The 19733-nt window shown below is 68.1% G+C and carries 16 protein-coding genes; 11 read left to right on the top strand and 5 right to left on the bottom strand.

All coding sequences use genetic code 11. From position 1 onward, the window contains the following. The first annotated feature begins 127 nt into the window (after positions 1-127). Genes AC1Q7F_RS04925 through AC1Q7F_RS04910 form a run of 4 tightly spaced genes read left to right on the top strand, consistent with a single transcriptional unit; the run spans position 128 to position 6453 of the window. The gene (locus AC1Q7F_RS04925) at positions 128-2752 is read left to right on the top strand and encodes an autotransporter outer membrane beta-barrel domain-containing protein (protein ID WP_492504400.1); all 2625 of its coding nucleotides are present in this window, start codon (positions 128-130) and stop codon (positions 2750-2752) included. A gap of 35 nt (positions 2753-2787) precedes the next feature. Next, complete coding sequence (locus AC1Q7F_RS04920; protein ID WP_492504398.1) at positions 2788-4236, top strand: tetratricopeptide repeat protein; 1449 nt, start codon at positions 2788-2790, stop codon at positions 4234-4236. A 53-nt stretch (positions 4237-4289) separates the two neighbouring features. After that, positions 4290-4568, top strand: a complete 279-nt coding sequence (locus AC1Q7F_RS04915; RefSeq protein WP_492504396.1) for a hypothetical protein — start codon at positions 4290-4292, stop codon at positions 4566-4568. After that, positions 4552-6453 carry a tetratricopeptide repeat protein gene (locus AC1Q7F_RS04910; protein WP_492504394.1) on the top strand — a complete coding sequence of 634 codons (1902 nt, stop codon included), beginning with the start codon at positions 4552-4554 and terminating at the stop codon, positions 6451-6453. The genes AC1Q7F_RS04915 and AC1Q7F_RS04910 overlap by 17 nt, the downstream gene beginning before the upstream one ends. Here the strand turns inward: AC1Q7F_RS04910 and AC1Q7F_RS04905 are convergent. Continuing rightward, complete coding sequence (locus AC1Q7F_RS04905; RefSeq protein ID WP_492504392.1) at positions 6428-8230, bottom strand: tetratricopeptide repeat protein; 1803 nt, start codon at positions 8228-8230, stop codon at positions 6428-6430. The genes AC1Q7F_RS04910 and AC1Q7F_RS04905 overlap by 26 nt on opposite strands. Before the next feature lie 221 nt (positions 8231-8451). Between AC1Q7F_RS04905 and AC1Q7F_RS04900 the strand changes: the two genes are divergently transcribed. Together AC1Q7F_RS04900 and AC1Q7F_RS04895 are read left to right on the top strand one after the other, a co-directional pair. Continuing rightward, on the top strand, positions 8452-9810 hold the full coding sequence (locus tag AC1Q7F_RS04900) for a flagellar hook-length control protein FliK (protein ID WP_492504390.1): 1359 nt from the start codon (positions 8452-8454) through the stop codon (positions 9808-9810). A gap of 13 nt (positions 9811-9823) precedes the next feature. Beyond that, on the top strand, positions 9824-10477 hold the full coding sequence (locus tag AC1Q7F_RS04895; protein WP_492504388.1) for a flagellar hook assembly protein FlgD: 654 nt from the start codon (positions 9824-9826) through the stop codon (positions 10475-10477). Between the two features lie 63 nt (positions 10478-10540). Here AC1Q7F_RS04895 and AC1Q7F_RS04890 read toward each other — a convergent pair whose 3' ends face one another. From AC1Q7F_RS04890 to AC1Q7F_RS04875, 4 genes are all read right to left on the bottom strand, one after another. Further along, on the bottom strand, positions 10541-10969 hold the full coding sequence (locus tag AC1Q7F_RS04890) for a hypothetical protein (protein WP_492504386.1): 429 nt from the start codon (positions 10967-10969) through the stop codon (positions 10541-10543). A gap of 2 nt (positions 10970-10971) precedes the next feature. Further along, positions 10972-11985, bottom strand: coding sequence for a flagellar motor protein MotB (locus AC1Q7F_RS04885; RefSeq protein ID WP_492504384.1), 1014 nt, complete (start codon positions 11983-11985; stop codon positions 10972-10974). Positions 11986-11988: 3 nt separating this feature from the next. Beyond that, on the bottom strand, positions 11989-12873 hold the full coding sequence (gene motA, locus AC1Q7F_RS04880) for a flagellar motor stator protein MotA (RefSeq protein ID WP_492504382.1): 885 nt from the start codon (positions 12871-12873) through the stop codon (positions 11989-11991). 69 nt (positions 12874-12942) lie between these two features. Beyond that, entirely contained in the window at positions 12943-15060 is a 2118-nt protein-coding gene (locus AC1Q7F_RS04875) for a hypothetical protein (protein WP_492504380.1), read from the bottom strand. Between the two features lie 112 nt (positions 15061-15172). Here AC1Q7F_RS04875 and flgF point away from each other — a divergent pair, with 112 nt between their 5' ends. The 5 genes from flgF to AC1Q7F_RS04850 all read left to right on the top strand — a co-directional run bounded on the left by flgF (position 15173) and on the right by AC1Q7F_RS04850 (position 19730). After that, entirely contained in the window at positions 15173-15925 is a 753-nt protein-coding gene (gene flgF, locus AC1Q7F_RS04870; protein WP_492504378.1) for a flagellar basal-body rod protein FlgF, read from the top strand. A gap of 119 nt (positions 15926-16044) precedes the next feature. Continuing rightward, complete coding sequence (gene flgG / locus AC1Q7F_RS04865; RefSeq protein WP_492504376.1) at positions 16045-16830, top strand: flagellar basal-body rod protein FlgG; 786 nt, start codon at positions 16045-16047, stop codon at positions 16828-16830. Positions 16831-16835: 5 nt separating this feature from the next. Beyond that, a complete protein-coding gene (gene flgA, locus AC1Q7F_RS04860; RefSeq protein WP_492504374.1) occupies positions 16836-17507 on the top strand; it encodes a flagellar basal body P-ring formation chaperone FlgA in 672 nt (223 codons plus the stop codon). Between the two features lie 10 nt (positions 17508-17517). Next, positions 17518-18243, top strand: a complete 726-nt coding sequence (gene flgH / locus AC1Q7F_RS04855) for a flagellar basal body L-ring protein FlgH (protein ID WP_492504372.1) — start codon at positions 17518-17520, stop codon at positions 18241-18243. A 194-nt stretch (positions 18244-18437) separates the two neighbouring features. Further along, positions 18438-19730, top strand: coding sequence for a flagellar hook protein FlgE (locus AC1Q7F_RS04850; protein WP_492504370.1), 1293 nt, complete (start codon positions 18438-18440; stop codon positions 19728-19730). Positions 19731-19733 lie beyond the last annotated feature (3 nt).

Genomic DNA, 19733 nt, shown 5'->3' with positions numbered 1-19733 from the left:
AAGCATTTCCGTGGATTGTGCGGTATAGGTGCCTTTTGCCGGCTACTGGCCGATTGGTGTTTGGATACTCATTCACCTTTGTTGTTGCGCTGTTTAAATACGGTTAATCTTTGGGAGAGGCAGGAACATGAGTGGTTTCGCAAATCGGCCAGCGGCCATGGTCAGCATCAAGGCTGCCCTGCTGATGTCCGTGGTGATCCCCGTCGCCACCCTGAAGGCCGATGCGGCCAGTTGCAACGGCACCGCCCTGGTGTGCAATGGCGACTTTGAAAGCCTGTCGATGGAGACGGGAACGGATGTCGCCGCCTTCGCCTATTGGACCAGCAGCGATCCGGCCGGCCTGCGTGCGGGCACAGGCTCCAACGGTGGCGGCTACAGCGCGGAATTCCTGTTCTCCACCAATACGCTCAGCCAGGCGGTGACCACAGGCGTGGGTGCCCGCTATAACGTCACCTTCCAGTATAAGAGCGACGGCGGCCAGGGCCTGACGGCCTATTTCGGCGACGCCAAGATCTTCGACTATGTCGGCGACAGCGCCCCGCCCACGGGCTGGGTCACCTACAGCTTCAACGTCCAGGCCTTCAGTGGCGAGGCGATCCTGCGCTTTGTGGCCGACAGCCTGGGTGCCGCCCAGAATATCGACAATGTCGTCGTGACGCTCTGCCCGACCTGCACGCCCAACGTGTCCGGCAACCTGGGTGCCGTCATCGACAAGAACCAGACCTTCTATACCACCGACGACGCGGCCGGCCTGGGTACCAACCTGTCGGGCACGCGTACGCTGACCTTCGATGGCGGCACGTTGCGCCCCGGTTCGCCCGGTGCGCTCGGCACCCAACCGAACCAGCCCGTTTCCCTGGCGCTGAACGTCGGCACCAATGGCGGCACGCTGGACAATGGCGGCCAGAACATCGCGCTGTCGGGCAGCATCATCAATACCGCTGCCGCTGCCACGCCCTTCACCCTGACCGGTTCCGGCCGGGGGACGATGTCCAGCAGCATCACCAACCTGGGCACGCTGGTCGTCGCCACCAGCGGCCGTACCCTGTTCTCCGGCGCCATCGCCAATGCCGGCGGCACTTTCGCGGTGCGCAGCGGCGGGCAGGCCAACATCACCGGCGGCCTGACGGGCGGCACGGTGCTGGTGGAGAATGGCGGCCTTTACGTCAACAGCGTGGTGACCGCCCCGGTGACGGTGGGCGCGCAGGGCACGTTGCGCGGCAATGGCCGCATTGTCGGCGCCACCACCATCGCCGGCACGTTGCGCCCCGGCAATTCGCCGGGCACGCTGACCTTTGCCGGCCCCGTCACCCAGCAGGCCAATAGCGGCCTGGTGATCGAGATTGACGGGGCGGGTACGGCCAATGGTGCCGGCAATTATTCCCGCGTCATCGTCACCGGCGCCGGCAATGCTTATACGATCGGCACGGGCGTGACGCTGACCCCGGTGCTGCGCGGCCTGACCTATTCGTCCGAAGAAGTGCAGGGCACCAACAGCTATACCCTGACCCTGGGCCAGCGCCTGGCGGGTGTGGTGCAGGCCGAGGGCGGGGTCAACGGCACCTTCGCCAGCATCACCCAGCCCACGGCCGGTCTGCCCACGGGCAGCCGTATCATGGCGCTCTACAGCGCCAACAGTGTCGATCTCTATGTCGGCCCCGCCTCCTATCGCGGGCTGGCGGGCCTGACCGTCAATCAGGCGGCGGCCGGTGCCGCCGTGGACGCGCTGGAAGCGGCCGGCAACCCGGCGGTGCAGCCGGTGCTGAACGCCTTGCTGCCCCTGGGCATCAGCGCTCTGCCGGGCGCATTGGGTGCGATGTCGGGTGAGTTCAATGCCAACCTGCCGCTGGCGGCGGTGGATGTCAGCCGCGGCTTCGGCAATATGGTGACCACGCGTCAGGGCGGCCTGCATGGCGGCGGCCAGGGCTGGAACGTCTGGGGCCGTGCCTTCGGCAACAGGGCGCGCACCAGCAGCGACGGCAACAATCCCGGCTTCCGCCACCGGGTGGCCGGCGGTCTGGCCGGCATTGATTATGGCCTGAGCACCGATGAATTGCGCGTCGGTGTCGCCGCCGGTTACGCCGACAGCCGGTTGACCGGCCGGAATGACAGCGGCCGGGCCATGATCGACAGCTATTATGTCGGCAATTACCTGGGCTGGACCCAGGATGCGCTGTTCGTGGATGCGCAGGTCAGCCTGACCTTCAGCGATTACCAGACCAGCCGCGCCTTCACCATCGGTACCCAGACCCGCACCGCGACGGCCAAGACCGATGGCAAGACCATCGGCGCCGGGGTCGAGGCCGGGTACCGCCTGGACCTGGGCGGCGCCCTTCTGACCCCCAGCGCCTTCCTGCGCTATGATGGCAGTGACGCCGACGGCTTCACGGAAGCCGGTGCCGACATTTTCAACCTGTCGGTGGCCGATGACAAGCATGGCGACCTGCGCGGCGGGTTCGGCGTGCGCTTCACCCATCCGGTGGCGCTGGATGGCGGCGGCACCCTGGTGCCGGAACTGTCGGCCCGCTGGGAGCATGATCTGTCCAAGCCGGGCTATAGCACAAGCCAGACGCTGCTGGGCCAGTCCTTCACCATCATCGCGGCGAATCCTGGCCGTGACACGGCCGTGCTGGGTGGCGGATTGACAATGGAAATTGCCGACAACATGCGCGTGTCGGCACGCTATGATGCGGAGCTGAGCGACCACCGCACCCAGCACGCCCTGACCGCCCAGGTCCGTTTCGCCTGGTAGGTCAGGGGCCGTTCCCCCGCGAGAGCCCAAGCACCGTGACGACAGCCAAGAAGCGCAAAGCCGCCGCCCCATCGCCCCAGCCGGCAGCACCGCCGGCCGCGGCGCCCAAACCGGCACCCGCACCCCCCCTGCCCGTCGCCGCGGCGCCATCGGCCGGCGGTGACGAGCAGGCGTTGCGCGCGACGGAGGACCTTCTGCGCGCCAACCCGCGCGATGGCGGGGCGTGGAGTACGCTGGGCATCCTGCTGCGGCGGATGGGCCGCACGGATGAGGCGGTGATCTGCCATTACCGGGGGCTGGAGTTCGATCCCGGCAATGCCGGCATCTGGTCCAACCTGGGCAATCTGCTGACCGATACCGGCCGGCATGAGGAGGCGGGCCAGGCCCATGCCCAGGCCATGCGCCTGCTGCCTGACAATCCACAGCTGCTGTTCAACGCCCTGATCGGCAAGCGCAAGGCGGCATCCTATCGCGAAGCGCTGCTGATGCTGGACAAGGCGCTGGCGGCGGACCCGACCTCCCACGCCCTGCGCTGGGAACGGGCGCTGACGCTGTTGCAGGTCGGCGATTATGAGCAGGGGTTCAAGGATTATGAATCCCGCCGCCACATCGCCAGCTACCGCACGCGACCGACGCCGGGCAAGGCCTGGGACGGTGGCCCGCTGGACGGGCGGCGCATCTTCCTGTCCACCGAACAGGGGTTCGGCGACACGCTGATGGCGGCCCGCTATGTGGAGATGGTCAAGGCGCGCGGTGGACGCATCCTGTTCGAATGCCATCCGGAACTGCGCCGCGTGCTGGGTGGGCTGCCGGTGGATGAATTCGTGCCGGCCGGATCGGATTTTCCCGATTTCGATGTCCAGGCGTCGCAGATGAGCCTGCCTTTCCTGTGCGGCACCCGTTTCGGCACGGTGCCGCCGCCGGTGAAGCTGCATATCCCGCCCGATGCGCGGACCAAGGCGGCGCGCCTGCTGGGGCCGGGGGAGCCGGGGACCCTGCGCGTGGGCATCATCTGGTCGGGTCGTGTCACCTTCGCCGACAATGCGCGGCGCGCCACCGGCCTGTCACGCTTCCTGCGCTTCGGCACGGTGCCCGGCGTGCGGCTGTACAGCCTGCAGAAGGGCCCGCCGGAGGAGCAGCTGGAGCAGCTGTCCTCGCGCCTGCTGGTCACGCCGCTCGGGCCCCATATCCAGGATTTTGCCGATACCGCCGCCATGCTGGAGAAGCTGGATCTGGTCATCATGACCGACAGTTCCACCGCCCATCTGGCGGGTTCGCTGGGCACGCCCATCTGGAACCTGGTGCAGTACATGCCCTATTGGGTCTATGGCGACCGGGCCATGGGCACGCCCTGGTATCCCAGCATGCGGCTGTTCCGCCAGACCGACGACCAGGATTGGGAACCGGTGTTCGAGGCGGCGGTGGAGGCGTTGCGGGAACTGGCCCGCGCCAGGCGGGCCACCGCCAAAACTTGCGGGGCCTAAGCGGGTTCCTGTATCTGTCAGCCGGTCGCGGCAGCTTCTAAGGAGAGAAGGTCATGGGTTATTACGACATGGTCGAGAGCAGCTGGCAGCTGAGCGACGCCGCCCAGGAATATGTGAAGAAGGCGGGCCGTGCCGTGGAGCCGGCAGAAATCTGGGAGAAGGTGTTCGCCCCATCCCCCCTGGTGGACCAGGAGCGCACGCTGCGCGAAAGTCCGCAGCGCGATAAGATATTCCTGAAATCGCCCTATGGCCTGCAATACCGGTCCGATCAGAAGGACTGGGTGCCCTTCCGCCATGGGGCCGTCGATCTGTCGAATGAAAACAACATCTGAGCTTCTGGACGCGGCCCTGGCCGACCATCGCGCCGGCCGCATGGACCGGGCGGCGGCGGCCTATCGCCGGTTGCTGGCGAGCGACCCGACCAATGCCGATGCCCTGCACCTGCTGGGTCTGACGGAGCGGCAGGCGGGGCGGCTGGACCAGGGAGTGGCGCTTGTCCGCCAGGCCCTGGTCCACGCGCCGGACAATGTGCAGGCGCGCCTGAACCTGGCCAACATGCTGTCGGTACAGGGCGATGTCGGTGCGGCACAGGTGCAATGGCGTGCCGCCCTGGTGCTGGACCCGTCGCATCCGGTGGCCTGGCAGGGGCTGGGGGGTGCATTGGCCGGCCATGGCGGGGCCGGGCGTGCCGCCGCCATCCGGGCCCTGCGCCGGGCCCTGCGGGTGGCGCCCGACCAGGCGGTGATCCACCATAGCCTGGCCCTGCTGCTGCGCCAGGACGACCGGATCGCGGAAGCGATCACCTGCTTGCGCCAGGCCCTGTCGCTGCAGCCCGACTTCGTGCCCGCTTTGATGAGCCTGGGCAACGCGCTGCTGGAACTGGGGGAGATGGCGGGGGCGGCGGCAGCGCTGGAGCGGGCGATCAGCCTGTCGCCCGGTCTGCCGGAACTGTGGTTCAACCTGGGCAACCTGCGCTATCGTCTGGCCGACCTGGACGGGGCACTGGTCTGCTATCGACGGTCCGAACGGCTGGGGCTGCCCGGGGCGCGGGCGCGTGTGGTCGCGGTGCTGGTGGACCAGGGACGGGACGCAGAGGCGGAGGCGGCCATGCTGACCTATCTGCCCCTGTCCGGTACCGACGTTTCCGCCTGCCTGGAATATCTCCACCTTCTGCTGGTGCGCGGCGGCCGGCAGGCGGAGGCGCGGGCCAATTTCACCTGGTTGGAGACTGCCCCCCTGGCCGGCCGGGTCTATCCGGTGGAATGCCGCACGGCCCTGGCCGCGCTTGACCTGGCCGATGGCGATGCCGCCGCCGCCTTTGCCCGGCTGGAAGATCTGCGCAGTGACAATTGCTGGATGTTCACCATCCGCTCGCTGGCCGCGCTGGAGCGTACCCGCCGGCAGCAGGGCTGGCATTGGCGGCGTCCGGCCAACCCGGACCCGGTGCGGCCACGCCTGACCTCCAGCACGCTCGGCAACCGGGGGCGGTTCGCGCACAATGTTCTGGAATATGTGCTGCTGCGGCTTTACGCGGAAAAGCATGGCTGCGTGCTGGAGACGCCGGACTGGGTGGGTGGCGCCTATTTCGAGTTGGACGACCCTGCGCCCAGCGGCCCGCTGCTGCCCTGGCCCTTTTGCCGGCGGGCGCTGAACGGCTTCGTCACGGGCGAGCGGCAGGGGCAGCCCGTCATCGACCGCGATGCGCTGTCGCCGCTGTTCCTTTTCGACTATCCGCTGGAATTCCGCGACCGGGTGCGGTCCTGGCTGCGTCCGCGCCCGCAATGGGCGCCATGGATCGACCCGCCGGTGGCGGCGCTGAGGGCCGTGGGCAACACGGTGGTCGCCATCCATATCCGGCGTGGTGATTTCCTGCGCTTCGGCTATCCGATCACCGAGACCCAGACCTATGTGGACTGGCTGCGCGAATTGTGGCCGACGCTGGACAGGCCGGTGCTGTACCTGGCCAGCGACGATATCCCGGCGGTGCGCGCCGCATTTCGTGAATTCCGGCCGGTGACCCTGCAGGATGCCGGGCCGGCCTGGCCGGGGCTGGAATTCCTGCAGGATTTCCATGTGCTGACCCAGGCCGACATTGTCGGCGTCAGTGCTGCCAGCGGCTTCAGCCAACTGGCCGCCCGCCTGAACGAAAACGCCCGCCTGTGTGTGGAACCCGACATGGAAACCGGCGGCATCAAGCCGTTCGTGGCGTGGACGTAGCGCCCGCCAGGGCTTGCGCCACCCGTGCCACCACCGGGGTCCAGTCGCCGCGCGCATCCTGACGGAACAGGCGCATGGTCGGATACCAGAAGGTCTCCTCCCCCCAGGCCAGCCAGCGCCAGTCCGGGGAGAAGGGCAGCACCGTCCAGGTCGGCCGCCCCAGCCCGCCCGCCAGATGCGCCGGGCCGGTGCAGGAGGTGATGATCAGGTCCAGATTGGCCATGATGGCAGCGGTATCAGCGAAGTCCGCGATCTCGGGCCCGAGATCGGTGAAGCTGGACGGCAGCGGCCCGATACTCTCCAGGTCCTTGCGCCCCGGTCCCTTCTGCAAGCCGAAGAAGGACACGCCCGGCACGTCCAGCAGCGGGCGGAATGCCTTGAGGCCGGGGGAGCGCAGCCGGTCAGCCTTGAATTCCGGATTGCCGGCCCAGACCAGGCCAACCTTCAGGCCTGTGAACGCCGACAGCCTGTCCGCCCAGTGGGCTGTCAGGTCCGGCTCCGTTCCCAGATAGGGGACCTGGGCCGGCACATTGTCGATCCGCGCGCCCAGGATATGCGGCAGGGACAGCAGCGACACATGCGCGTCATGGGGCGGCAGGGGCTGGAACCGGCTGACCACCCTTCCTGCGTCCGGCATCCGGCCCAGCAGGCGGACAAGCTGGCTGTTGCATTCCAGCACGACATCGATGCCGCGTGCCTGCAGCACGGGGATATAGCGCACGAACTGCAGCGCGTCGCCCACGCCCTGTTCGTCATGCACGACCAGGGTGCGGCCGGCCATATCAGACCCGTCCCAGGCCGGCGAGGCAAAGTCCCGCCGGGGGGAGGGGAAATCCTGCATGCGGCTGCGCCATTCATACTCAGCCAGTCCTTCCCCATAGTCGCCCTGCATCAGCAGGCCGACGGCCAGGGCGGTATGGGCGGCGGCCAGGTCCGGATCATGGCGCACCGCCTCGCGCGCGCTGGCCACAGACAGGTCGATCTTCATCTCCTCCCGATAGGCGACGGAGAGGTTCAGATGGGTGGTGGCGCTGTCCGGCTGGCGGGCCAGCGCGCGCCGGAAGCAATCCATGGCCTCTGGATAGCGATCCTGATCCTGCAGCACGATGCCCAGGTTGGACAGCAGGCCGGCATCGCCGGGCGCGAAACCCAGGGCCGTGCGGTAGGCGGCGATGGCATCATCCAGCCGCCCGAGCCGCCGCAGGGCGACACCCATGTTAGTATAGGCATGGACCGACAAGGGCTGCATGCCCAGCAGGTCGTATAGCGCCTCGACCGCCGCTTCGGCCTGATTGTCCAGGATCAGCAGTCGCGCCAGTTGCAACCGCGCCTCCGCGGAATAGGGGCGCAGGGTGATCAGCTGGCGCTGTGCGGCGATGGCATCGCCATAGCGCTGCATCTGATCCAGGATATTGACGAGGTTGAGATAGCCGTCGGCAAAGTCCGGCGCCAGTCGCAGGGCCTGCAGCGCTGCGGCCAGTGCCTCCTGTAGCCTGCCCAGCCGGCGAAGCGCGCTGGCCAGATTGCAATGATGGACCGGCTTGTCGGGTTCGGCCGTGACCGCCGCCGCCAGCGACTGCGCCGCCTGCGCATAATCGCCCGCCTGCAGATGCAGAACGCCCAGCCGATGCAGCGCTTCCCCATGGTCGGGGTCTTGGACCAGCACGGCATGGAACCCGGCCTCCGCCGCCTTGGCGCGGCCCGCGTCCTGATGCGCAATGGCGGAATTGAGCTGGTCGGCGATGGCGGGTATTGACCGGTTCCGTTGCTGATTCATGGGGATAGGTCATCCTTTCGTGCCGATGGTCCCGGCCCCGTTCCGGGTCGGGCCGCCCTGTAGATGCAAATATCCGCATCGCCACCCCCGATGCCATCGCAATCGTTCGAACGGAAGGCTTGTTTGGGCGGGTGAACGAGGGTCGGACGCCGGTCGCTTAAAACCGGACTTAAACAGCGCCCGGTATGGTGGGGGTCGATACCGCTATCCGGGTGGGCCCCATGCAGCTTCTCTCCCTCCTGTCATCCGCCACACCGGCGACGCCGGCGATCCAGGTGCGGGCCGGAACCGCGCCCGTCGTGCCGATGGCCGGCTTCGGCCTGCTGGTCGAGGGCCTGGTCCGTCCGCTGGAGCCCGCCACCGCCCGGCCGGCGACGCCGGGTGAGGCGGCTGCGCAGGGCCTGGCGCCCGACGATGCCGTTCTGGCCGGGCTGATGCAGGCGATGGGCCTGGCGGCACCTGTGGCCAGTCTGCCGCCGCCCGTACCCACCACCATCGGCGTTCCATCCGGTGATGGGGGGGGAGAGGGGGCGGTGGTACCCGTGCCGGCAGGGCTGACACCTGCCGTTCCCGTGACGCCGGGGGCCGCGTTACCGGCCACAACTGCGCCGGAGATACGTGCACCCGCGCCGGCAACCGGCCCGGTGCCGGTGTCGCTACAGGAGGGTGCCAGTCCAACGCCAACCCCTGTGGTTTCCACCGACAGGGGCGCGCCGGCCACGCCGGATGGCGTGCCGGCGATCGTCGTCACCCCACCCGCGCCCGTGATTGCCGTCGGCAGCGTGCCGTCCGAACTGCAAGCCATGGCGGTCGCACAGGCCGGTCCCGCCGCACTGCCGGCGGTAAGGCCGGTCGCGGGCAAACCGGCGCCGGTCACGGATGTCGCCGCCAGCCGTTCGGCCCCCCGTGTGCGGTCGGGTCCGGCATCAGCCACCAATGCCACCCCCGCGCCAACACCCGTGGCAGGAGACGCCAAACCGGCCGCTTTGCGCTTGCCGGTGGGGGAGGTGACGGCTGGTGATGGGGAGGCGACCGCGGCCATGGGCGTCCTGCCCGCTGGTTCATCCGACAATTTCTCCCTGCCGGCGGCCACTGCCAGCGCCCAGGCCGTCAGCCGTGATCTCGCTGCTCAAGCAGTGGCGGTTTCGCGCCCGGCTGTCGCCGCCCATGTCCCCCCCGGCCTGCAGCTGGTCGGGCGGATCGAGCAGGCGGTGGCGCAGGATCAGACGACGCTGACCGTCCAGCTGGACCCCGAACATCTGGGCCGGGTGGAGGTGAAGCTGGACATGCAGGATGGCCGCGTCACCGCCATGATCGCTGCGGAGCGGCCCGCGACGCTGGACCTTTTGCAGCGCGACGTCCGCCTGATCGAGCGCGCGCTGCAGCAGGGCGGCATGCAGGTGCAGCCCGATAGCCTGCAGTTCTCCTTACGTGAAGGGTCCGGCCAATGGCATCAGGCCGACCAGGGACGGCGCGGCGCCCAGCTTTACGGTCAGCAGGCCCACGCTGATCCGGCCGTCGATCCGCTGGCCGCGCCGGCCGCCTTCCGCACCGACAGTCTTGTCGATATCCAGATCTGAAAGGTTCGCCAGCATGAGCAATGTTTCCGGCGTCGAGGCCACCAGCAATGTGGCGACCAGTGCCGCCCAGGCCCGCCTGACCACCGACACCCAATCCTTCCTGCGCCTGCTGACGGCGCAGTTGACCAACCAGGACCCGCTGCAGCCCGTCGATCCCACGCAATGGGTGACGCAGCTGGCGCAATTCTCCTCCGTTGAACAGCAGGTCTCCTCCAACAACATGCTGACCCAGGTGCTGGGGGAGCTGCGCATCGGCAGTGACCGGGCCGACATGGGCTATATCGGCCGCACGGTGGAAATCTCCAGCAACCTGGTGGGCGTGAAGGGCGGTCAGCTGGATGCCAGCTACACCGTGCCGGCCGGGGCCAGCAGCGTGGAGGTGCGGCTCTTGGATGGTGACGGCAATCTGGTCCACAGCTTTCCCGCCGACAAGAATGCCGGTACTCACGCCATCACTTGGAACGGGGTGAAGGCCGATGGCAGTACCGCCGCCGACGGCACCTATACCCTGGCGGTGGAGGCCCGCAACGAAAAGGGCGACGCGCTGGAGAGCGAGGTCACCTATCGTTCCAAGGTTACCCGCGTGCGCCGCGAGGATGCCGACACCCTGTTCGAGCTGGAGAATGGCGCCACGGTCGGCCGCTACGACATCGTATCGGCGGCGTGAGGATGGACGAAAAGGGGCCGGGGGAACGGGTGCGATCCCGTTCCGCCGGCCTTTTTCGTTTTTTCAGGCACCCTTGCGGCGGTTTTCCTGCAGGATCAGCTTGGTCAGGACCAGATTGCGGGCCTTGCCGCCCGTCGCGTCGCCCGCCGCCAGCAGCAGGCGGGCCTGCAATGCGGCGGGGTCGACGGTGCCGGGCTGCATGCCGCCCTCAGCACCGATATCATAGAGATCGCCCAGCAGCCGGTCGCGCAGGCCGGGCAGCAGCAGGTCGCCATCGCTGCCGGGCGTCAGTTCCACGGCCATTTCCACGGCCACGAAGCCGGTGATCCGCCCCTGTCCCCAGACCGGGACGATCATGGGCGCCACGGTCAGGGTCAACGGACCGGCGGCTGGGGCCACCGGCGACGGGGAGGGAAGGGCCGTGCCGGCGGCATAACCCCCGGCCACGGCGGCGATGAAGGCAGCCGTCGCCGCCAGGGCGAGCTTCAGCATGGTCAGGGCCTTTCCATCGGCAGGGGGACGCGCCGCAGCAGGGTGATGGAGATGCGGCGGTTGCGCGGGTCTTCGGGTGCGTCGGGGAACAGATGCAGCGTGTCGGCCAGCCCCTCCACCCGTGCCAGCCGGGTCGCGGCGATGCCGTTGGCGGCCAGGATGCGGCGCGCGGCGTTGGCGCGGTCGGATGACAGCTCCCAATTGCCGTACCGCGCACTGGCGGCAAAGGCCCGCCCGTCGGTATGCCCGGCCACGGCCACCGGGTTGGGCACCGTCGCCAATGCCTGGGCCACCACCTGCAACAGGGAAGCCGCGCGACCGTTCACATCCACCGACGCCACGTCGAACATGGAAAAATGCGGCCGGTCGGTGATCTGGATGCGCAGGCCTTCCGGCGTGATGTCGAAGATCAGGTTCTCCGACAGGTCGGCCAGATCCCCGCCGATGGCCAGGGCCGCCTTCAACTCCGCCTCGATCCGTTCGAACGAGGCCTGCTCGGCCGCCACCCGCGCCATCTGTTCGGCCAGACCGGGATCGAGGACGGGGCCGGCGGGAATATCGCCGGCCGCCACCTCGCCCAGGGTCAGGTCGCCCTGGGCGCCACCGCTGTCGGGCTTGTGCCCGTCATTGTCGCCGGGATCGCCATCGACCACTACCGGGTCCGGGCCGGGTGGGGACAGCGCGGGCACGCGGGCGGTGGGGATTGTCTCCCACGCGCTGCTGGCGCTGCTGGTCAAGGCACCACTGGCGGTGGCCACGCTCTGGCCCGCCAACTGCCCGTCGGCGCCGGAATGGCTGCTGGAGACGCTGATCGGGTTGAAATAATCGGCAATGCCCTCCTTCTGTTCCGGCGAGGTGATGTTCACCAGCCAGAGCAGCATGAAGAAGGCCATCATCATGGTCGTGAAGTCGGCATAGGCGATCTTCCACGATCCGTTTTCCTGATCCCCCTCCTCCTCATGACGGCGGCGGCGGATGACGATGCTGGCGCGGCTGAGACGTCCGGTGGTCGCCATGGGTCAGGCCGCCTTCTGCCGCTCGCCCAGACGCTGGGCGGCATTGGTGGTCACGCTTTCCACCTCATGGAAGGTGGGCTGCACCTCGGTATAGAGCACCTTGCGCGCATGCTCCACGGCCACGGCCGGGGCCGAGCCGTGCAGATGGGCGACCAGGGCCGCCTTGATGCAATGGAAGAATTTCATTTCCTCGTCCCGCATGCGGTTCATGGCGTTGGCCAGCGGCCCCACCACGCCATAGGACAGCAGCACGCCCAGGAAGGTGCCGACCATGGCGCCGGCGATCAGCTGGCCCAGGATTTCCGGCGATTCGGAAATCGCCCCCATGGCCTTCACCATGCCCAGCACGGCGGCGACGATGCCCAGGGCCGGCAGCGCCTCGGCCATGGTGTGCAGGCTGCGCGGGGCGCGGTGCAGCTCCTTGTTCAGGGTCACCAGCTCCTCATCCATCAGCGCTTCCATCTCCGTGGGGCGGTCGGCGCCCAGCGACATCAGGCGCAGATAGTCGGTCAGGAAGATGACGGCCCGGTCCTGGTCCAGGGTGCGGGGGAATTGCTGGAACAGGGTGCTGTCGGCCGGCTTTTCGATATCCTTCTCCAGCCCCATCAGCCCCTTGGTGCGGGCCGTGCGCAGCACGGTATAGAGCAGGGCCAGCAGTTCCAGGTAATCGGCCCGGCGATGGGCCGTGCCGCGGAACAGGGCGCGCAGGCTGTGGCCGGTATCCTTGATGATCTGCCAGGGATTGGCGATCACGAAGGCACCCAGCGCCGCCCCGCAGACGATCAGCACCTCGAAGGGCTGCCAGAGCACCGACAAATGGCCGCCCAGGGCGAGGAACCCGCCCAGGACGGAGGCGAAGACGATGGCAGCACCGATGAGAAGGTTCATCGCGATATCTCCGGGGCAAGGCGACGGTCAGGAGGCATCATCCTGACAAGGCGCGGTTAAACCTGGTTTTCAGTTGGCGGTGGTCGGGCGGGCCAACTTGCCCAACGCCGCCGCGTCGTCCAGCAGACCGCGCAGGTCGCGCTCGCCCGCATCCGCTGCCGGCACGGGCCGGGCCAGCAGCGTCAGATCCGCCCCCAGCTTGCGCCCATCCAGGGCCGCGCCCTGTCCCGCCACCACGGCACCCGCCGCCGGGTCACCGGCCAGCAGGGCGGCCAGGGCATAGCGGGCGGCGTCGGCCGGCGGCAGGGGGCGTTCGGCCGACAGCGCCTTGTAGCTTTTTACCGCCTCGCTCCACTTGCCCTGCCGCCACAGCCCGTCGGCGCGGACCGCCAGGCCATCATCGCCGTCGCCCGCCATGGCCATGGCCCCGGTGCTGTCGCCGGCCAGCAGCAGGGCACGGGCGCGCAGCGCCCGGCCGCGCTTCACCTCGTCCGGTGTGGCTTCGTCTGCCCCGTCCAGCGTGGCCAGGGCGGCGGCCGCATCACCAGCCGCCAGTTCCATCAGGGCCAGGTCATGGATGATGGCGGGTCGCTCCGCGGCGGGCAACTGCACCGCCAAGGCCTGCAGTTCTTCCCGCGCGATGCGCTGGACCCCGGCATCGGCCAGCATCATGGCGAAGCGGCGGCGCACGGTCCAGCCGGCAGGCTCGGACGGCAGCAGGTCGCGGTGGCGCTGAAAGGCGGTGATGCGGTCGGGCAACGGGATGGAAGCCCCCATCAGCCCGTCGAACATCTGCACGGCCAGATCGGCGCGGGCCGCCATTTCCGGTGGCGGCCGGTCGGGAAACCGCAGGGTGAGCAGGCGCAGCTTCTCCAGCCCTGTCACCGGCTCCCCGCGCTTGTACGCCAGCAATGCCAGCTGCAACAGGCTGTCGGATTCCAGTGGGGTACCCGGCCAGTCGCGGATCGCCGCGTCCAGTGCCGCCACCCGCTCCGCTTCCGTCCGCTCCCCGCGTTCCACCCGCATCGCCATGGCGGCCAACCCCGCCCGCGTGGCGGACGGGCCGTCCAGTGCCGCCGCCTGGTCCCATTGCGCCAGTGCCAGCCCGGCGCGGCCGGCCGCCGCATGCAGACGCCCCACCTCCTCATGCAATCGGGCCTGGGCCGCGGGGTCGCCGGCATCGGCCTCGATGGCCCGTGCGATGGCCCGCGCCATGCCGTCCAGCCTTGCGTCGGCGGCAATCGACAGCAGGTCAAGTCCGACCTCCCGTCGCAATTCCGCTGGCAGGGACGGCAAGGCCCGCGTTGCGGCCGGCAAATAGGATATGGCCTCACGCCCCTGTCCGCGCCGCTGCAACAGCAATGCGGCCCACATGGGTCCGTCGGATGCCCGCAGCGACTGGTTGGTCAGCAGCCGGTCGGCCTGGCCATCCTGGGGATCGGCCAGCAGGGCGGCGATGGCGGCCAGTATCTGGTCTTCTTCCGTCGCTGCCCGGCCCTGAAGATTGGCCAGTACCTCCGGTGCGCGGTTCCAGGCCAACTGGAAACGGACGAGATTGCGCAGGGCCACCGGGTCATGGTCGCTTACGGCCAGCGCCTGGCGCAGCCGGTCACGCGCATCCAGATAGGGTTCCTGACGCCAGGCGGCCAGATCGACCAGGGGGGCGGCACTGCCCCAGGCCGGATCGGAGCGGCGCGGATCATGCGCGACCGGCAGCGCCGGTTCCCGCGGCGGCGGGCTGGCGGCGTCGCGCGCACCATCGGCCACGGCCTTGCGGGCGAATTCCGCTTCCGCCGGGGTCAGCACGGCGCCCGGCTTGCGATCCGGGGTCACCGGTGCCGCCACCCGCATCACCATCTGGCCGTTGCGCCGCTTGATGGTGATGGTGGCGCTGCAATCGGTCGCCACCGCCAGGGTTCGGGGGTTGGCCAGCCGCACGCCCTTGATGCGGCCCGCCCCGGTGCTGGCGACGCTGATGTCCATCCCCTGGTCCAGCGGCATGGCAAGCCTGGCCCCGCACGGTTCCAGCCGGAACCGGTCGGGCTTCAGGTCGCCGCTGTCGATCAGCAGCTCCGTCACCCCGCCCGCCACGCGGATGGAAACGGGGACCGGGTCGGCCAAAGCCGGGGCCGCCAAGCACAGCCCGGCGGGTAGAGATGTCAGCAGGTAGCGCAGAAACCGTCTCATGACCCCATCCGCAGCCGATCTTGAACGCGGATTTAACCTAGCCCCTGCACATTAAAGCCGGTTCAAAGCGGCGCCCCGATGGGCTGCCCAAACGAAGCCGGAGACTTTTCCCGTGGAAAACGCGCTCTATGTCGGGCTGTCGCAGCAGATGGCGCTGCGCCGCATGCTGGACGTCACCGCCAATAATGTGGCGAACATGAACACGCAAGCGTTCCGCGCCGAACGGCCGGTCTTCGACGATTTCGTCAGCCGTACCGGGCGCGGCGCCGATCCCACCGCCTTCGTCATCGACCGCGCCACCTATACCGACACGCGCGAGGGATCGCTGACCATGACGGGCAATCCGTTCGACATCGCCATCCGCGGCGACGCCTGGCTGCAGGTGGAGACGCCGACCGGCCAGCGCTACACCCGCGACGGGCGGCTGGGCCGGTCGGCAGAGGGCGATCTGGTCACCGTCGATGGCCGCCCCGTGCTGGACGATGCCGGCAACCGCATCACCGTGCCGGAGGATGTGGGGCCGCTGACCTTCAGCAGCGACGGCACCCTTTCCTATACGGTGGAGGGCAATGGCCAGGAAATCCAGTCGGTGGAGCTGGGTCGCATCGGGCTTTATGCCCTGCCCGGCGCGGAAGGGCTGCAGCGCGGCGGCGACGGTCTGGTCACCGCCATGGGCGAGCCGCTGCCGGCCATCGGCGCCACCATCGTCCAGGGTGCCGTCGAAGGCTCCAACGTTCAGCCCATCGTGGAGATGGTGCGGCTGATCGATCTTACCCGCGCCTATGGCCAGGCCACCAAGCTGACCGAGGCGGAGAATGACCGCCAGCGTGGCGCCATCAACAAGATCGGCGGCCCGGCAACCTGATGACCAACCATTTGCCCCCGCAGGCCGGCGACCGCCGGCCCGCGTCCACGTGGGCGCGTAAGCCAAGCCGCCGGATGGCGGCGCCCGGCGCCTGAGGGCGCACGAAAAGGACCCATAAAATGCGCACGCTCGACATCGCCGCCAGCGGCATGATGGCCCAGCAGATGAATGTGGAGGTCATCTCCAACAACATCGCCAACATCAACACCGTCGCCTTCAAGCGCTCCCGCGCCGAATTCCAGGACCTGATGTACCAGTCGCAGCTGCGGCCCGGTGCCACGGCGTCCGACCAGGGCGATATCGTGCCCACCGGCATCCAGCTGGGCCTGGGCGTGAAGCCGGGCACGGTGGCGCGCCAGCATGTGCAGGGCACGCTGACCAAGACCGAGGGCGATTACGACGTGGCGCTGGACGGGCGCGGCTATTTCCTGGTCGATCTGCCCACGGGCGAGACCGCCTATACAAGGGCCGGCAATTTCAAGCTGTCGCCGGAAGGCACCATCGTCACCACCGACGGGCATGAGGTCAGCCCCGGCATCACCGTGCCGGAAAATACCCGCGACGTGATGATCAACAGCAATGGCGAGGTGCTGGCCTATATCGAGGGCCAGATCGAGCCGCAGAATGTCGGCCAGTTCGACATGGCCATGTTCGTGAACGAGGCCGGGCTGGAGGCGGTGGGGTCGAACCTCTATCTGGAAACCCCGGCGTCGGGCGTGCCCATCCTGGGCATCCCGGGTCAGCTGGGTTTCGGCACGGTGAAGCAGGGCTATGTCGAGGCGTCCAACGTGAATATCGTCGCGGAGATCACCAACCTGATCTCGGCCCAGCGCGCCTATGAGATGAACAGCCGTACCGTCGAGGCCGGCGACCAGATGCTGAACACCCTGGTCCAGATGCGGTGAGGCGAATGATGCGCAACCTGATCTCCCCGCTGGCCCTGGTCGGCCTTCTCCTTGCCTCGGCACTGCCGGTGGTGGCGCAGGCCGACGCGGCCGAGGCGCTGCTGCGCATCGCCATCCGAGAACGGTTGGGTCCGGCCCTGGGCGAGGGCGAGTTGGCCCTGCGCATCGCCACCCCGGTCACCGGCACGGTGAGCCAGGTGGAGGCGCTGAATATCGACCGCAGCGGACGGCGCTTCGCCGCCATCCTGTCCGGCCCCGACAAGCGCCAGCGGGTGGAGGGCGAGCTGTGGACGGAGATCCAGGTGCCTGTTCCCACCCGCCGCGTGTCGCCGGGAGAGGTGATCGCCGAGGCCGACCTGACGCTGGCCCGGCTGCGGTCCGACGAAATCGGCCAGCGCACCATCACCCGGACGACCGACCTGGTGGGGCGGGAGGCGCGGCGTGTGCTGTCGCCGGGCCGGCCGGTGCCTGACAATTCCGTCATCACACAGGCCGCCGTGGCGCGCAACAAGCCGGTCACCCTGGAATATCGCCAGGGCCCGCTGCTGATCACCGCGCGCGGCCGGGCGCTGGCCAATGGCAGCGTCGGGGACATGGTGCGGGTGCAGAACCTGGACAGCAATCGCACCCTGACCGCCATGGTCACCGGGCCGGGTGTCGTCTCCGCCGCTGAATAAGGAACGGGACATGCACATTCTGCGCTACACGGCCGTGCTGGTCGCGGCCCCCTTGCTGCTGGCGGGCTGCGCCCGGTTCGATCATATCGGCCAGGCGCCCGACATGACGCCGATCGACAATCCACGCCGTCAGGCAGAGGCCACGGGCGTCACCATGCCCATGCCGCCACCTTCCGACACGATGCGTCAGGCGGCCTCGCTGTGGGAGGCGGATGCGCGCGGCTTCCTGCGCGACATGCGGGCCAGCAAGGTCGGCGATATTGTCACCGTTGAGGTCGACATGGCCGAACAGGCGCAGATCAGCAACCAGACCTCCCGTTCTCGCGGGGCGGGGGAGAGCATGGGCGTGCCCAACCTGTTCGGGCTGGAAACGGCCCTGCCCAACAGCGTCGACCCGGAAAACCTGGTCAACCTGAATTCCAATGGCAGCAGCAACGGGGCCGGTGCCGTGAACCGGCAGGAGAATATCAGCCTGAAGGTGGCGGCCGTGGTCACCGACATCCTGCCCAACGGCAATCTGGTGATTGCTGGGCGGCAGGAGATGCGGGTGAACTACGAGCTGCGCGAGCTGCGCATCGCCGGCGTCATCCGCCCGCAGGACATCACCACCCGCAACACCGTGTCCTACGAGAAGATCGCCGAGGCCCGCATCGCCTATGGCGGGCGCGGCCAGATCATGGACATGCAGCAGCCCCGGATCGGCCAGCAGGTGCTGGACGTGATCCTGCCGTTCTGACGGCCCTTGATTTCACCCCGTTTTAAGCCTGACCCTTTATTCTTGTCCGTGGTGGGAGAACCCATCGGGCGGATTGATGGCGCCGAAGCGCCGCCCGGCCCAGTTGCAAGGACCCGGTTCAGCGGTCAGCGCAACGGACATGCATCCCCGAGCCCCGGCCTTTTCAACCGATCAGCCAAGCGGAGTCCGTTCCCATGAGCATCTACAGCGCAATGAATTCGGGTGTCAGCGGCCTGGCGGCGCAGAGTGCGAAGTTCAGCGCCATCTCCGACAATATCTCCAATTCCGGCACGGTCGGGTATAAGCGCACCAATGTGCAATTCTCCACCCTGGTGACCAATAATTCCAGTGCGGGCACCTATTCGGCCGGCGGTGTCGAGGCCTCGCTGCGCACCGAAGTGTCGCGCGCCGGCATCGTCACAAGGTCCACGGTCGCCACCGATCTGGCCATTTCCGGCAATGGCTTCTTCGTGGTCGGCACCAATGCCGACAGCCAGACTGTCCAGGGCACCTCGCAATTGCTGACGCGCGGCGGTTCGTTCCGTCCCGACAGCAGCGGCAATCTGGTGAATACCGGGGGTTATTACCTGCAGGGCTGGGCGCTGGACACCAATGGCAATGTCGCGGGCGGCAGCCCGTCGCGCACCAGCTTCGACGGGCTGGAAACGGTCAGCCTAGGCAAGATCACCGGTCTGGCCAAGGCCACCGGCAACATCAATTTCGCCGCCAACCTGCCGGCCAGCATGACCGGCCAAACCCCGGCGGCTGCCCCGTTCTCCACCTCCATCGATTATTACACGCCCCTGGGCTTCACCAACAAGCTGACCCTGGAATGGCAGCCCTCCACCGTGGCCAACCAATGGACGCTGAACATCCGGGACGGCAACAATACCAGCCTGGGTACCGTCAACATGGCGTTCAGCAACGGCATCGCCACGACGGTCCCGGCCGGTACCCTGTCATCCATGACGGCCGGCGGTGGCGTCACGGTGACCAATGGCACCATCAACCTGACCGTCGCCGGCCAGCCGATCAAACTGTCGATGGGGGAGATCGGGGCCAATGGCGGGCTGACCCAGTGGGGCGACCAGTATGTGCCGGGCGCCTTCGGCAAGGATGGCGCCGGCTATGCTCCGCTGGACCGGGTGGAGATCGGCGATGACGGCATCATGACCGCCATCTATCGCAACGGGTTGCGCCAGGCGGTGTATCAGATCCCCGTGGCCAATGTGACCAATCCCGACGGCCTGCGCCGCATGGATGGCAATGCTTTCCAGGTCAGCCGCGAGTCCGGTGATTTCTATCTCTGGGATGGCGGGGCAGGGTCGGCCGGCACCATCGATGATGGCGCACTGGAAGCCTCCAACGTCGATATCGCCGAGGAACTGACCAGCATCATCGAGACGCAGCGGGCCTATTCCTCCAACGCCAAGATCATCCAGACCGCCGACGAAATGATGGACGAGATCACGCGCCTCATGCGCTGATAG

It is taken from the genome of Niveispirillum sp. GW835-FHT14G11 (assembly GCF_058793615.1).
The sequence above is the reverse complement of the archived record's forward strand: the minus strand, read 5'-3'. Positions and strand labels throughout refer to the sequence as shown.

Excerpts from the sequence above, each read along its gene's own strand:
- AC1Q7F_RS04925 (WP_492504400.1), top strand. The coding sequence starts at position 128 with ATGAGTGGTTTCGCAAATCGGCCAGCGGCCATGGTCAGCATCAAGGCT.
- AC1Q7F_RS04915 (WP_492504396.1), top strand. The coding sequence starts at position 4,290 with ATGGGTTATTACGACATGGTCGAGAGCAGCTGGCAGCTGAGCGACGCC.
- AC1Q7F_RS04910 (WP_492504394.1), top strand. The coding sequence starts at position 4,552 with ATGAAAACAACATCTGAGCTTCTGGACGCGGCCCTGGCCGACCATCGC.
- AC1Q7F_RS04905 (WP_492504392.1), bottom strand. The coding sequence starts at position 8,230 with ATGAATCAGCAACGGAACCGGTCAATACCCGCCATCGCCGACCAGCTC.
- AC1Q7F_RS04900 (WP_492504390.1), top strand. The coding sequence starts at position 8,452 with ATGCAGCTTCTCTCCCTCCTGTCATCCGCCACACCGGCGACGCCGGCG.
- AC1Q7F_RS04895 (WP_492504388.1), top strand. The coding sequence starts at position 9,824 with ATGAGCAATGTTTCCGGCGTCGAGGCCACCAGCAATGTGGCGACCAGT.
- AC1Q7F_RS04890 (WP_492504386.1), bottom strand. The coding sequence starts at position 10,969 with ATGCTGAAGCTCGCCCTGGCGGCGACGGCTGCCTTCATCGCCGCCGTG.
- AC1Q7F_RS04885 (WP_492504384.1), bottom strand. The coding sequence starts at position 11,985 with ATGGCGACCACCGGACGTCTCAGCCGCGCCAGCATCGTCATCCGCCGC.
- motA (WP_492504382.1), bottom strand. The coding sequence starts at position 12,873 with ATGAACCTTCTCATCGGTGCTGCCATCGTCTTCGCCTCCGTCCTGGGC.
- AC1Q7F_RS04875 (WP_492504380.1), bottom strand. The coding sequence starts at position 15,060 with ATGAGACGGTTTCTGCGCTACCTGCTGACATCTCTACCCGCCGGGCTG.
- flgG (WP_492504376.1), top strand. The coding sequence starts at position 16,045 with ATGCGCACGCTCGACATCGCCGCCAGCGGCATGATGGCCCAGCAGATG.
- flgA (WP_492504374.1), top strand. The coding sequence starts at position 16,836 with ATGATGCGCAACCTGATCTCCCCGCTGGCCCTGGTCGGCCTTCTCCTT.
- flgH (WP_492504372.1), top strand. The coding sequence starts at position 17,518 with ATGCACATTCTGCGCTACACGGCCGTGCTGGTCGCGGCCCCCTTGCTG.
- AC1Q7F_RS04850 (WP_492504370.1), top strand. The coding sequence starts at position 18,438 with ATGAGCATCTACAGCGCAATGAATTCGGGTGTCAGCGGCCTGGCGGCG.